At 69.9% G+C, this 14,037-nt stretch carries 10 protein-coding genes and 1 riboswitch; of the genes, 5 read left to right on the forward strand and 5 right to left on the reverse strand.

The window, feature by feature from the left end; translation table 11 throughout:
• Positions 1-250: 250 nt before the first annotated feature.
• Both ACWDV4_RS29040 and ACWDV4_RS29045 read right to left on the reverse strand, forming a co-directional pair.
• Entirely contained in the window at positions 251-2,005 is a 1,755-nt protein-coding gene (locus ACWDV4_RS29040; protein WP_449985206.1) for a VWA domain-containing protein, read from the reverse strand.
• Between the two features lie 55 nt (positions 2,006-2,060).
• Positions 2,061-3,446 carry a protein kinase domain-containing protein gene (locus tag ACWDV4_RS29045; RefSeq protein WP_449985209.1) on the reverse strand — a complete coding sequence of 462 codons (1,386 nt, stop codon included), beginning with the start codon at positions 3,444-3,446 and terminating at the stop codon, positions 2,061-2,063.
• A gap of 196 nt (positions 3,447-3,642) precedes the next feature.
• On the opposite strand from ACWDV4_RS29045, the gene ACWDV4_RS29050 reads away from it, so the two are divergent.
• The gene (locus ACWDV4_RS29050) at positions 3,643-5,469 is read left to right on the forward strand and encodes a glycerol-3-phosphate dehydrogenase/oxidase (protein WP_449985211.1); all 1,827 of its coding nucleotides are present in this window, start codon (positions 3,643-3,645) and stop codon (positions 5,467-5,469) included.
• A gap of 62 nt (positions 5,470-5,531) precedes the next feature.
• Positions 5,532-6,110, forward strand: a complete 579-nt coding sequence (locus ACWDV4_RS29055) for a protealysin inhibitor emfourin (RefSeq protein WP_449985213.1) — start codon at positions 5,532-5,534, stop codon at positions 6,108-6,110.
• A gap of 53 nt (positions 6,111-6,163) precedes the next feature.
• Here ACWDV4_RS29055 and ACWDV4_RS29060 read toward each other — a convergent pair whose 3' ends face one another.
• On the reverse strand, positions 6,164-7,564 hold the full coding sequence (locus ACWDV4_RS29060; RefSeq protein ID WP_449985216.1) for an FAD-binding oxidoreductase: 1,401 nt from the start codon (positions 7,562-7,564) through the stop codon (positions 6,164-6,166).
• 115 nt (positions 7,565-7,679) lie between these two features.
• On the opposite strand from ACWDV4_RS29060, the gene ACWDV4_RS29065 reads away from it, so the two are divergent.
• Positions 7,680-8,912, forward strand: coding sequence for an FUSC family protein (locus tag ACWDV4_RS29065; RefSeq protein WP_449985218.1), 1,233 nt, complete (start codon positions 7,680-7,682; stop codon positions 8,910-8,912).
• Between the two features lie 47 nt (positions 8,913-8,959).
• On the opposite strand, the gene ACWDV4_RS29070 is transcribed toward ACWDV4_RS29065, so the two are convergent.
• Positions 8,960-10,267: an aminotransferase class V-fold PLP-dependent enzyme gene (locus ACWDV4_RS29070; RefSeq protein WP_449985221.1), complete on the reverse strand. Its 1,308-nt coding sequence runs from the start codon at positions 10,265-10,267 to the stop codon at positions 8,960-8,962.
• Positions 10,268-10,315: 48 nt separating this feature from the next.
• A riboswitch (SAM riboswitch) is annotated at positions 10,316-10,482 on the reverse strand.
• A gap of 24 nt (positions 10,483-10,506) precedes the next feature.
• Here ACWDV4_RS29070 and ACWDV4_RS29075 point away from each other — a divergent pair.
• Positions 10,507-12,111, forward strand: a complete 1,605-nt coding sequence (locus tag ACWDV4_RS29075) for a PrsW family glutamic-type intramembrane protease (protein ID WP_449985224.1) — start codon at positions 10,507-10,509, stop codon at positions 12,109-12,111.
• A 37-nt stretch (positions 12,112-12,148) separates the two neighbouring features.
• On the opposite strand, the gene ACWDV4_RS29080 is transcribed toward ACWDV4_RS29075, so the two are convergent.
• Complete coding sequence (locus ACWDV4_RS29080) at positions 12,149-12,445, reverse strand: GroES family chaperonin (protein ID WP_449985305.1); 297 nt, start codon at positions 12,443-12,445, stop codon at positions 12,149-12,151.
• A gap of 258 nt (positions 12,446-12,703) precedes the next feature.
• Here ACWDV4_RS29080 and ACWDV4_RS29085 point away from each other — a divergent pair, with 258 nt between their 5' ends.
• Positions 12,704-14,020 carry an AI-2E family transporter gene (locus tag ACWDV4_RS29085; protein ID WP_449985308.1) on the forward strand — a complete coding sequence of 439 codons (1,317 nt, stop codon included), beginning with the start codon at positions 12,704-12,706 and terminating at the stop codon, positions 14,018-14,020.
• The last annotated feature ends 17 nt before the right edge of the window (positions 14,021-14,037 follow it).

Genomic DNA, 14,037 nt, shown 5'->3' on the forward strand with positions numbered 1-14,037 from the left:
CAAGAGGGTGTCCAGGTCTTGCGTCACAACACGATCTTGGACGCCCTCTCTTCATGCCCAGACATCGACCCCTGACATCGGAACTACTCGTCTAGCCAGCGGCGGAGCGCTGGGGAGCGCCGGAGCACCGCATCCCGCCATCGATCCAGCCCGGATCTGGCCCGGCCGGCTGCAACTCCTTATCCCGGATGGTGCGATTCGGCAGACCCGGAGGATGGTCAGCTGTTCTCGTCAAGAAGCAGGACGGCGGTTAGCCGGCGCCGAAGCTGCGGACCACCAACTCGAACACCTCGTCGATTTTGTCCGGGTTCTGAGCGTTGAACGCCTTGCCTCCCGATGCCTTCGCGATCTTGTCCAAAGCGGCTAGATCGGAGTCCTTGTCGAAGGCGATGCAAAAGACCTTCACTGGCCGCTCCGGGTCCAGCCTGATGTCCCGGAGCAATGCGGCAAGGTTGTTGTCGACCGGGTCCGTGTTCTCGCCGTCGGTCAACACCACAACCGCGTTGATCCGATTGGGATCGTACTTTTTGAGCAGCTGCTGGTGGGCGGCTCGCACCGTCGTGTAGAGCGCGGTATCGCCCTCGGCCCGCAGCTCAGCGAGTTTGCCGGAGAAGATCCCGTGGTCGAACTTCGAGAGCGGTATCCGCTCGCTGTACGGTGCCCTTGCCCTCGGGTGCTGGCTGGACGAGAACGACCACAGTGCGACCCGGTCCTCGGCACCCAACAGGGCGAGTCCCTTCGCTGCGGCTTCGGTCGCCTTCTGCAACCGGTACGGGTTGTTGGGGTCCTTCATCGAACCAGAGGTGTCGATGGCGAAGATGATGTTCGCCTTCTTGCTGAGCTTCTTCCAGTTTTCCAGGATCGCGTTCACCACGGCGGGGTCCGGCTCGGCGAAGTAGGCCCGCGCCGGGGCACCGTACGCTTCCATCGATTTGATGACATCCGCCGAAGCGTTGCCGTTCCGATCACGGAGTCCGCTGTCGCGGACAACCTTCTGCTGCCGTTCCTCCTGTAGGAACTTCAGGAAATCGCCAGCGGCCAGCCGCTGCTCCTCGCTGAGCCCTGGCAGCACCACGTACGGGTGGTTGAGCTGGTATGTGCCCTCCCGGGGGTGGAGTACGGCCAGCGGCATCCTGGGCGGCACCCCCTCCGGGCTCAGTTTTCCCTTGTTGTACAGGTAGACCAGCGACTCCTGCATCACCATGGCGCTGATGTCGGCCCCGGTGGTGTCGTCGCCGCGCGACAGGTCCGCCTCGGCGCGACGCCTGAGCAGGTCGACCACGTCGTCGGTGTAGTGCGAGACGTTGGCCTCGATGCCCCGGACGAACTGGGTGACCTCAGGTCTGTTCAGGTCGATCTCGGTCAGGCCACGGGTCTTCTTGGTCGCCGCGTAGTAGGTCGCGATGGTGGCTGCCAGCCCAGAGGTGGACAGGGTCGGGTTGTCCTTGCTGAAGGCGAACTTTCCCCACTCGGGGTGCCCGAAGGTGGCCCAGCCCTCCTGGTGGGACATGCCAAGGATGTCTCCCCACCCGAACTCGCCGTTGTGTTTCTGGAGAGCGGCACCCTGTTCCTTCGGGATGGCGATGACCAGCGGGCTGTTCGCGATCGACGGATGACTGCCGAGCGGAAGGGCGTCCGGGTTCCGCAGGGTCAACTGCTCGGTCCAGAGGGTGGAGGTCGGCAGCCAGACCTGCGGTCTGCCTTCCAACTCCGTGCCGTCCTTCTTCCACCCGGCCGCCAGCGCCTCCATCGCCTCGCCCGAGTTGAGGCCCCGCACTGTCACGGCGGCGCAATGCCCCCCGAAGCGTCGGTCCTGGCTGTTGTAGTCCTCGGCGATCTCGCTGATCAGTGAGCTCTTCTCCGAGGAAGAACTGACCACCAGCGGAACGCATCCGGGCGCATCCGGCCGGACGACCAGATAGGTCGCGGCGATGACTCCGAGCCCGGCGACCACAGCCACCGTGTACGGCAGCCAGGATCGGGTGGCTACTCCGCCAAAAACCATCGAACCTCCACTAGGTAGGCGTCGGGAAAACGGACACGGTCATCCCTGCCGCGAATCAGGGGCGTGAGGTGGACGGCGGCGTGGAGGTGGTTCGCTGGGTGGTCGAAGGGGTACCGGTGGAACCCGCTTCGGGCCGGACCCCGGGATCTGCTTCGGGTCGGTCTCCCAACGCGGTGGCGACCAGGACACGCACCCCGTAGACGACGACGAACGTCACGACACCGGCGATCGCTGCGGTGCCGACCTCAACGGAGGCGGCGTAGCCGGCCGCCGTCCCGACCATGCCGAGGAAGATCGCGGTCGAGATGCCCCAGCCGTCCGCGTACTCCCGGCGCAACCGCCGGGACCAGGTGTTTCGTCGTACGGGCTCCGGTTGGGTCCAGCTGGGTGGCATCAGGGTCGGGGCTGGGCCGCTCGGGGTCGGTACGGTCTGCGCCGAGGCTGGCGCGGTCGAGGCTGGGGTGGTGTGCGCCGGCATCGAGGCTGGCGCGGTCGGGGCTGGGGTGGTGTGCGCCGGTTGGTCGGCCGGCGGGTAGGCGGGCACCGGCGCGGTGGCCCGTACGTTGCCTTCCCGTAGGACAGCCTCAAGTGGCATGGCCGTCGCGGGCCGGGCGGTGTATCCGAGCAGCCGCAGCAGAACCTGCTCGGCGGTGGGGCGGGCCCCCTGGTCCTTGTGCAGGCACTCCCGGATCAGTTCGTGGAGCGAATCGGGTAGCCCGGGCAGGTCGGGCGGATCGTAGAGCACCCGTTGCATCACGGCACTGATCGAGTCGTTGCCGAATGGCGGTCGGCCGGATGCCGCGTACGCGATGGTCGCCGCCCAGGCGAACACGTCACTCGCGGGGCCGACGTCGTGGTTGCGGAACCGCTCCGGAGCCATGTAGGCCGCAGTGCCCATGATCTGCTTGGTCATCGTCTCGGTGAGGTCGAGAGCCCGGGCGATGCCGAAGTCGATGACCCGTGGACCGTCCGCGCCGAGAATGACGTTGTCCGGTTTCAGATCGCAGTGGATCACGTCCGACCGGTGGATCGTGGTGAGTGCGGTGGCGATGCCGACGGCCAATCGGTGCAATGCGTTCCCGGCGATGGGGCCCTGCTCCCGGACGTGCCGATGCAGGGTGGGGCCCTGGATGAACTCGCTGACCACATAGGGCGAGTCCCCGTCCACCTCGGCGAAGAGGATCTGCGCGGTGCAGAAGGACGCGACCCGCCGGGCGGCGGCGATCTCCCTGGCGAACCGTGACTTGGCTCGGGGGTCCGGGCTCAGGTTGTTGATTACCTTGACCGCGACGCGCTGCCCCGTACCGTCCTGCCCCAGGTAGACGACGCCCTGTCCCCCCACACCCAACCGGCCGAGCAGCCGATATGGCCCGACCGACCGGGGATCGTGCGAACTCAGCGGTGTGATATCCGGCATCGCCACCCCTGTCCGCCCGGCCATCCAGGTGAATGTCTCCGTCGGCCAGGCCTGCCAAGCTGTGGACGACACGGGTATGGTGCCACGTCCGCGCCACTGACGAGAATATATGTGAAACGGGTGGCGGCACCGGCTCGACTGGGTCGGGACCGGGGGCGTGGAGCTGCCGACGTCCGGAGCACGCTGCACCATCGGATGCCCGGCGGGCTACCGTGGAGGGGTGCGTGACCCCAACGTCTCCCGGTACGTCGCTGGCCAGCTTTCCCCGACCCGACGCACAGCCGATCTACGGCGGCTGCGCAGCGAGCGCTTCGACGTGCTCGTCATCGGCGGCGGGGTTACCGGTGCCGGTGCAGCTCTGGACGCCGCCTCGCGGGGCCTGAAGGTTGCCCTGGTCGAGGCACGTGACTACGCCGCTGGTACGTCCAGCCGGTCCAGCAAACTGATCCATGGCGGGCTGCGCTATCTGGAGCAGTTGGAGCTTGGGCTGGTGCACGAGGCGCTCACCGAGCGTGGTCTGCTGGCCACCCGGCTCGCCCCGCACCTGGTCCGCCCGGTGCCGATCCTGGTGCCGTTGCCCGCCCACGCCGGGGCGTCCGGGTTGGCGGCCCGGGCCTGGCAGCGTTCCTACTACGGTGCCGGGGTGGCGGCGTACGACGCGTTCGCCGGGGTCTTCGGCGGTGGGCGGGGCATGCCGCTGCATCGCCACCTGAGCCGTGAGGGGACTCGGCGCGTCTTCCCGGGTCTGCGGCCGGACGCGCTTGCCGGGGCGATCCGCTACTACGACGGTCAGGTCGACGACGCTCGGCTGGTGGTGACCCTGGCGCGTACCGCGGCGAGCCTCGGCGCGACCGTGGTGACCAGCGCCCGCGCGGTCGGCCTGCTGCGCCAGGCCCGCGAGGTGACCGGGGTACGGGTCCGCGACATGGAGGCCCGTCCGGGCTCGCCCGACGCCGAGTTCGAGGTACGCGCCCGTACGGTGATCGCCGCCACCGGTGTCTGGACCGACGACATGTCGCGGATGCTCAACGACGTGGGGCTCCGCCCCGGCCTGCGGGTACGGGCGTCCAAGGGGGTGCACCTGGTGGTGCCCCGCTCGGCGATCAGTGGCGAGGCGGGGCTGATCCTGCGTACGCCGACGTCGGTGCTCTTCGTCATTCCGTGGGGCGGGCACTGGATCATCGGCACTACGGACACCGACTGGCAGCTCGACCGGTCCCATCCGGCGGCCTCGGCCCAGGACATCGAATACCTGTTGAACCAGGTCAACCCGGTCCTCGAACGGCCGTTGTCCACATCGGACATCGAGGGGGTGTACGCCGGCCTGCGTCCACTGCTCGCCGGTGAGGCCGACTCGACCTCCAAGCTCTCCCGTGAGCACGCCGTCTTCGAGCCGATGCTCGGCCTGCTGCTGGTGGCCGGCGGAAAGTACACCACCTATCGGGTGATGGCCGCCGACGTGGTGGACCAGGCGGTGCGGCGGCTCGGCGGGGGCCGCCCGTCGCGTACCGCCGACCTGCCGCTGCTGGGGGCGGACGGCTACGCCACGATGTGGCGGGACCGGGCCGACCTGGCCCGCCGGCACGGCACGCCGGTCGGCGTGGTGGAACACCTGCTGGAACGCTACGGCACCCTCACCGTGGAGTTGCTGGACCTGATCGCGGCCGAACCGCTGCTGGCATCGCCGCTGGCCGGCGCACCGGAATACCTGGCCGCCGAGATCGCGTACGCGGCCCGGGCCGAAGGGGCGCTGCACCTGGACGACGTGCTGACCCGGCGTACCCGGATCTCGTTCGAGACCACGCACCGGGGCGCCGAGTCGGCCGAACACGCAGCCGAGATCATGGGTGCGGTGCTGGGCTGGGACGACGCCGTACGGGCCCGGGAGGTTGAGCACTACCTGGCTCGGGTGGCGGCGGAACGGCAGTCGCAGCAGATGCCCGACGATGCCACTGCGGATGCAGCTCGACTCGGTGCCCAGGATGTCCGGGGCTTCGCCGCCGACCGGGGGGCCGAGGAGGGGGCGACCGAGGGGCAGCGGCACTGAGGCCGCTCCGCCAACCGCTGCTCCGGCACCGCGTTGTCCGTGGATTGCCGTACGGTGGGCGGATGGGTATTCATCGTGGGCGATACGTCCTGCCCCTGTTCGTCACTGGAACGCTGGTGGCGCTTGCCGCGGCGGGGTGCACGGCAGGCCAGACACCGACCCCGCCGGGGCAGGGGTTGCCGATGCCGGGTGGTTCCACCCTGACCCCTGAGCCGTCAACGGGGTCCCCGTCCGGGCCGGCCGGGACCTCACCCGGCCAGCCACCGGCCGGGGCGTCGCCAGGGCAGCCACCGGCCGGTGGCGGTGCGGTCACCATCGTCCGTACCGGCGGCTTCGCCGGAGTCTGGCAGTCCCTGACCGTGGGCAGCGACGGTAGGTGGACCTATCACGATCGCCCGAACGACCGGGACGTGGAGACCGGTACGCTCACCGCCGCGCAACAGACACAACTGCGTACGCTGCTCGGCGACCCGGCCCTGGCCGCCGAGGCGGCCCGCAAGCCCGGCCCACCCGCCTGCGCGGACGGCTTCTCCTACACCCTGACCACTGGGTCGTCGACGGTCTCCTGGCTGGATTGCGGCGACGCCCCAAAGACCGCCGGCTCGGTGGTCCGGCTGCTGGAGGACGCCACCGCCCTGTAGCCGTTCGACGAGCCCAGCCCAGCCCGGACCGAGCCCAGCCCGGCCAGCGCCGATTAGAGAATCTTGCCCGGGTTGAACAGGCCGGTCGGATCCAGCGCCGCCTTGATCGCCTGGTGCACGCGTACCCCCACCGGGCCGATCTCCTGGGCCAACCACTCCCGCTTGAGCAGGCCCACCCCGTGCTCGCCGGTGCAGGTGCCGCCCATCGCGAGCGCGAGGCCCATGATCTCGTCGAAGGCCCGCCGACCTCGCTCGACGCTGGCCGGGTCGGCCCTGTCCACCACGATGTTCGGGTGCATGTTGCCGTCCCCGGCGTGCCCCACCACCCCGATCGCCACGCCGCACTCCTCGGCGATGCGCTCCACCCCGTCGAGCAGCGCGGCCAGCGAGCCCCGAGGAACCGCCACATCGTCGATGATCAGTCCGCCGTTGCCGGCAGGGAACGCCTCGGCGGCGAACCGCTCCATCGCCGGATGGGCCATCCGCCGGGCCTGCAACAACGCGGCGGCCTCGATCTGGTCGGTTGCCGCGAACACCTCGTCCGCCCCGGCCGCCGTGCACACCTCGGCCAGTCGTTCCAGGTCGGCCGCGGCCCGGGGGCCGGTGTCGGACGCGGCGAGCAGCAGCGCACGGGCATCCGTACGCAGCCCCATCGGCTGGTGTGCCTCGATGGCCTGCAGGTGGGTCTGGTCCAGCAACTCCAGCAGACTGGGGGTGAGGCCCTGGGCAGAGATCTCGGCCACCGCCGCCCCAGCCGCCGCCGTGGACGGGAAGACCGCGACCAGGGTCAGTGACTCCTCCGGGGCGGGCCGCAGGGCGACGGTGATCTCGGTGATCACCCCGAGGGTGCCCTCCGAGCCGACGAAGAGCCGGGTCAGGTCGTAGCCGGCGACCCCCTTGGCGGTACGACGGCCGGTGCGCAGCACCTCACCGGAGGCGAGCACCACCTCCAGCCCGAGCACGTACTCGGTGGTCACGCCGTACTTGACGCAGCACATACCACCCGCGTTGGTGGAGACGTTCCCGCCGATGGTGGACGACTCCCAGGAGCCCGGGTCGGGCGGGTAGCGCAGACCGAGCTTGCCCACCTCGGCCGCCAGTACGGCGTTGACCACGCCCGGCTGTACTACAGCGATCCGGTTGACCGGGTCGATCTCCAGGATCTCGGCCATCGCGGCGGTGGAGATGATCACCGCCCCGTCGACGGCGTTGGCGGCACCAGCCAACCCGGTCCGGGCCCCCTGCGGCACCACCGGAACCCCGTACCGGGCGGCGGCCTGGACCACGGCGACGACCTCGGCGGTGTTGCGGGGGCGGGTGACCACGGCCGGCATTCCGGCCGCGCAGAGGTCGGCCTCGTCCCGCTGGTGGCCGCGGAGCAGGTCAGGATCGGTCAGCACGCCGCCGTCGCCGAGGGCGGCCCGGAGATCGTCGAGCAGAGGGGTACCAGTCACGCCTGAAGAGGCTATCCGGCAGATTCCGCGTCGGCCATCGCCGATGCGGTCCCGCTGGTGAGGCGGGGTAGGCGTGGATGACGATTCAGCCGGCTTAGGGCGGGTAGTCCCGGTCATGGCCGAGCGGAAGGATAAGTCGAGCAAACTGCACATAGACGGAGTGGCGCTCGACACCGACGCTCACCGGATCTCCGAGGCCGTGACGCAGCTGCGTCACAGGTCCAAGCTGACAATGGAGGACCGGGTCTACCGGGTACGGATCAACCTGGGCCTCGCCGCGCAGGCAGCCCTCGCCGCTGCACTCGCCTGGACCGTCGCCCATGAGCTGCTGGGCAATCCGGAACCGGTCTTCGCCCCGATCGCGGCGGTCGGCACCATCGCCTCCTCACTCGGCCAGCGGCTGCGCCGGACCTTCGAACTGATCGTCGGGGTGGCGCTGGGCATCGCCATCGGGGACGGACTGCTGATCGCCATCGGTACCGGGCCGTGGCAACTTGGCCTCATCGTCGGGCTCTCCATCATCGTCTCGATCGCCCTCGGTGGCGGTCCCGCCGTGGTGACCCAGGCGGCGGCCACCGGCGTGCTGATCGCCACGCTCAGCCCGACCGTCCGGAACCTGGAGTTTCCCCGGGTCATCGACGCCCTGGTGGGCGGGATCGTCGGGTTGCTGGTGGTGGCGGTGTTACTGCCGACCAATCCGTTACGGCTGGTGGACAAGACCGCGCGGCGCGCTCTCGACATCCTGACCAAACAGCTCTCGTCGACGGCGGATGCGCTCTCCGCCGGGGATGCCAAGCAGGCACAGCACGCCCTGGACTGCCTCCATGAGGTCGAGGAACGGATGGACGAGTTGCAGGACGCACTGGAAGGCGGTCGGGAGACCGTACTCCTTTCCCCGATCCGCTGGCACCGGCGCAGTGCCCTGGTGCGATACGTGGAGAGTGCCGAGTTTCTCAACCACGCGGTGCACAACAGCGGCACCCTGGTGCGGCGGGCGGTCACCGTGCTGGAGGACGGCGAACCGGTGCCGCCGACCTTGCCGCTGGCGGTGTCCAACCTCGCCGACACCGTGCATCAACTGATCAAGGAGTTGGGACGGGGCGCCAGACCCGAGGCGACCCGGGAGTTGGCGCTACGCGCCGTCAGCGAGGCGGGCCGGGCCTATGACGACGGGGTCGGCTTCTCCGGCAGCGTGGTGGTGGCGCAGGTCCGAACCACCGCCAGTGACCTGCTCCGGGCTACCGGCCTGGAGCGGTCCGAGGCCAACCAGTTGGTGCGCCAGGCGATCGGCAACGCTTCCCGGACGACAGCGGAAATGTCCCCGCACAGCCACGCCGAGGACATCTGAGAGTCCTGCCCCGGCAACGTTGCCGACCACCAGTTGCGCGGTGCGGATCAGCCGACCGTGGGCAGCGCGTCGAGCAGCCGGTCGACGTCTTCGATGGTGCTGCCCAGGCCGATGCTGGCCCGCAGCGCGGTCGGTGGCAGGTCGCTGCGACCGCTCCGGGCCGACGCTTCGGCCAGGAGTCGCCGGGCCAGCGGGTGGGCGCAGAAGAGGCCGTCCCGTACCCCGATGCCGTGCTTGTTGGCGAGCACGGCGGCCACCTTGGCGGAGTCCCGACCGGCGACCACGAAGGACACGATGCCCACCCGGGGCGAGTCGGGGGCGAAGGTGCTCAACTCCACCACACCGGGCAGGACACTGAGACCACTGCGCAGCCGGCTGAGCAGGGCCTGCTCGTTGGCGCAGAGCGCCGCCCGGTCCGCCGTGTCGAGGGCAGCGCAGACGGCGGCCAGGGCGACCGCGCCGAGCAGGTTGGGGGTGCCGGCTTCGTGCCGGCCCGGACCGGTGGTCCACCGTACGTCGTGGGTCGCGGCACCGACGTGTGCCGTGGCCCCACCACCAGCCAGGTACGGCGGCGCGGTGTCCAACCAGTCCGCCCGTCCCACCAGTACACCGGCACCGAACGGTGCGTAGAGCTTGTGTCCGGATATCGCTAGGTAGTCCACTTCGAGGTCACTGACACTCACCGGTACGTGTGGGGCGAGTTGGGCCGCGTCCACCGCGATCCGCGCCCCGTGTCGCCGGGCGACCAGGGCCAGGTCGGTCACCGGCCAGCATTCTCCGGTGACGTTGCTGGCCCCGGTCACCGCGACCAGGATCGGCGTCTTGCCGTCCGTGCCCCGGCGCAGTTCGCGCAGTGCGGCGTCCAGCGCCCGTACGGCGGCTCCCCGGGACGCGGGCACCGGTAGCCGTACCGTGCCGGTGGGCCAGGGCAGCAGGTTGGCGTGGTGCTCGCCATCGAAGGTGACCACGCGGGTCCCGGCGGGCAGCGCCCGGGCCAGCAGGTTCAGCGCGTCGGTGGTGTTACGGGTGAAGACGACGTGGTCGTCGGGGCGGGCACCGAGAAAGTCGGCCACGGTCTGCCGGGCCCGCTCGTAGGCCAGGGTGCAGCGTTGCGACAGCGCACCAGCGCCCCGATGCACGCTGGCGTACCAGGGGAGCAGTTCGGTCACCGCATCGGCCGCGACCTGCGCGCACGGCGCGGTGGCCGCGTAGTCGAGGTTGATCTGACCGGCTACCCCGAGGACGCCGAGCGCGCCGGGTCGGGCGGGGGCCTTCGGGCCGGTTCGGCCGGGGCGGCGGCGCGGTGCCGTCCACGGTACGGACACAGCGGGCAGTGGGGAACGAGAAGTACGCATCGGGGTGACCCTTCGGCAATCCAGGGACCCCGGGTGCACAGGGGACGGGGTCCGCGCTTGCCCAGCACACGGATCGGGCTGGGCCCGGTCATCACCCGGGGCACCCCACCGCGAACCTCTAGGAGGGTTGCCGGCCAGCAAGCCGGGGCTTCGGCCACCGGCCGATAGGCGATGGGCCTAGGGGCGGTGGTCGTTGGTCGCTGGCACTCGTGACCTGTCTCGGAGCATAGCGGGCATGGATGCGCGCCAGAAACCCGGTTGTGGGTGGCTACGCTGACCGCATGGCCGACACCCCGCCCGGCGGTGCCTCGCACCCGTCGTCGCCGCCACCGTCACCCGCCGGTCTGACGTATCCGCCGGCCGCACCACAGCCGGCGACCGGCCCGGTGGTGGTGAAGGCACCCCAAAGTGGGCTGAACTGGCGGCGGGTCCTGGTCATGGTCGGCGCGATCCTGTTCATCGCCGGTTGTGCCGTCTACATGCTCTTCGAGCTTGGCGAGAGCCTCGGGGCCACCGCGCTGCTGGTCGGCCTGGCTGCGGCGATTCTCCCGGTTCCGGTGCTGGTGGCCTGTTTCCTCTGGCTCGACCGGTACGAACCCGAGCCGATGAAGTACCTCGTCTTCTGCTTCGCGTGGGGTGCGTTCGTCTCCACCGCCGCGTCGTTGAACGTCAACGGCTGGGCGGCGAGTCTCTTCTCCGACTGGGGACTGCCGGACGCGCTGGTGGCGGTGCTGGTCGCCCCGTTCATCGAGGAGCTGACCAAGACCCTCGGCCCGATTCTGCTGCTGATCTTCCGGCGGCGCGAATGGTCCGGCATCACCGACGGGCTCGTCTACTGTGGACTTTCGGCGGTCGGGTTCGCGATGGTGGAGAACATCCTCTACCTCGGCGGCCACGGTTACGCAGCCGGTGCCGAACAGTACGGTCCGGCCAGCGGAGCGCAACAGGTCTTCCTCATCTTCATCATGCGGATCCTGTTGTCCGGTTTTGCCCATCCGCTCTTCACCTCGATGGCCGGGGTCGGACTGGGCATCGCCGCCCGGTCGGCCGACCGCCGGGTCCGGATCCTCGCCCCGGTGGCCGGGCTGCTGCTGGCGATGATGCTGCACGGCACCTGGAACCTCGTGCCGTCGCTGGTCCAGGCGACCGGCGAGGCGCTGATCCTGCTCTACGGATACATCGGGGTGATGGTGCCGATCTTCTTCGGCATGGTCGGGCTGGCCATCTGGCTGCGCGGTTGGGAGGGACGACTCGTCGAACGCACCCTGCCCGACTACGTCCAGGCCGGCTGGCTCACCCCACCTGAGGTCGCCTCGCTGGCCAGCCTCGGTCGGCGGTACTCGGCTCGACGGTGGGCCCGCCGGGTCGCCGGGGACGCCGGCGAGAAGGCGATGCAGAGTTACCAGCTTGCCGCGACCCGACTGGCCCTGCTCCGCGACGGGCTACGACGAGGGCTGGACAGCAACCCGACCGCGCTTGCCCGGAGCCTTCAGGAGGAGCGGCAGTTGCTGACCGAGATCTCCGCCTGTCGACAGGTCTTCGTCGGGCGTGACCCGCAGACGCCGGCCGGCATCTGGGACGGTGTCCGTTACCACCTGGTCTTTCCGGATGGCGTCAGGCGTCCGGTGAACGCCCCGGAGGAGCCGGTGGTCCCGGTGCCGGTGGTGCTGGCACCACAGCCCATGCCGGCCTTCCCAGGCGGTTACCGGCCACCGGCCTTCTCGGGTGGCTACCAGCCCCCGGTCTCCCCGGGTGGTTACCAGCCGCCGGCCGGGGCGTACGGTCCGCCGTACCACGGCGCGCCCCCGCCAACCAGTCCGGCCGCTGACGAGCGGGGCCAGTAGGTGGCCGGTAGGTAAACCGGTCAGCGGTAGCGGCCGGTCAGAGGTACAGGCCGGTGGAGTCCGGCTCGACGCGGGCGGCGGCCACCGCGTGCACGTCCCGCTCCCGAAGCATGACGTACGCCCGACCGTGCAGCTCGACCTCCGAGCGGTCGTCCGGGTCGAAGAGCACCCGGTCGCCGACCACGATGGAGCGTACGTTCGGGCCCACCCCGACCGCCGATGCCCAGGACAGCCGGCGACCCATCGATGCGGTTGCCGGAATGACGATGCCTGCGGTGGAGCGACGCTCGCCCTCGTTACCTTCGAGCTGGACCAGGACACGGTCGTGCAACATGCGGATGGGCAGGCCAGCGTCATGGCTTGAATCGGCGGTCACGTCCCGAGACGCTACCGTGTGGCCCCGATGATGGTCCGATCGCGGTCCGATCAAGCGGCGGTTACCCCACCTGCGGTACGGGTCGATGCGGTGGTTACCCACATCCGTCAAACGGGAGCGATTACGTCGGCACCCCGGGGGGCAATGTCGGGGAGAAGTCAGGGTTGGCCAATTCCGGTCGGATTGGCGCTGCCCAGTTAACGTAGGAAGGCCGCTATCAGCCAGGAGGTGCACTTGAGCCGCTTCGCACAGCTGTGGGCGAAAGTCCGCCGCGCGTACCAGTCGAGTCGCGGCTCAGTGCAGAATGCCGCCCAGTCCCGCCGCCAAATCGGTGCATCTTCCACCGATGGTCCGTTGCCGGCCACCCTCGGGGCAGCGGAGACATCGCCCGTCGATGCGGAGCCGCCGGCCGAGGTCCACCCCTCCACGTCCAGCCGGGACGACGCCGACGTGCCCCACGGCCTGCGTATCGCAGCCGCCTGGGCCTGGCGGGTGGGGGTGATCGGTGTCGTCGGCTGGGCGCTGATCGAGGTGATCGGGACCATTCGGATCGTCGTGATCCCGCTGGCCATCGCCATGCTTCTCTCCGCCCTGCTCGCCCCGGCGGTGGGTTGGCTGCTGCGCGCCCGCTTCCCCCGGTCACTGGCCACGGCGCTGGTGCTGGTCACCGGGCTCGCCGCAGTGATCGGCACGCTCACCCTCGTGGTCAACGAGTTCATCCGGGGCGTCCCGGCGCTGAGCAAGGACGCCACCACGGGCGTACGGCAGATCCAGGACTGGCTCAAGACCGGCCCCCTGCACCTGTCGGACGGGCAGCTGAACCAGTACATCGACCAGGGGCAGAAGTGGGTGGACGAGAACACCCAGTCATTGACCAGCGGGGCCGTCTCCACCGCCACCACCGTCTTCGAGGTGCTCACCGGCTCGCTGCTGGTGCTCTTCGCCACCTTCTTCTTCCTGCGTGACGGCGGCCGGATCTGGAGCTTCCTGGTCCGACTGCTTCCCTCCGTCGCCCGCTGGCGGGTGCACGAGGCGGGCAAGGCGTCCTGGGAGACCCTGGTCGCCTACGTCCGAGCCACCGTGCTCGTCGCCTTCATCGACGCGGTCGGAATCGGCGTCTTCCTGGTCGCCTTCGACATTCCATTCGCCCTTCCGCTCGCCGCGCTGGTCTTCCTCGGCGCATTCATCCCGATCGTCGGGGCCACCCTCTCGGGCGCGGTGGCGGTACTGGTGGCGTTGGTCGACAGCGGTTGGGTCACCGCCCTGATCATTCTCGGCGTGGTGGTCGGCGTGCAGCAGATCGAGGGCCACGTCCTCCAGCCGCTGATCATGGGGCGCGCGGTGGCACTGCACCCGCTCGCCGTGGTCATCACGATCACCGCGGGCGTGGTGCTGGCCGGAGTCGTCGGCGCGCTGGTGTCCGTACCACTGCTCGCCGTGCTCAACACCGCCATCCGGCGGCTCGCCGGTCAGGAACGGCCCACCCTGCCACCGGACGCCGTGGTGGTGGCTGCGAAAGCCCCCGGCAGCTGAACGTCGCCGCCGGGGGT

The organism is Micromonospora sp. NPDC003197 (genome assembly GCF_053590565.1).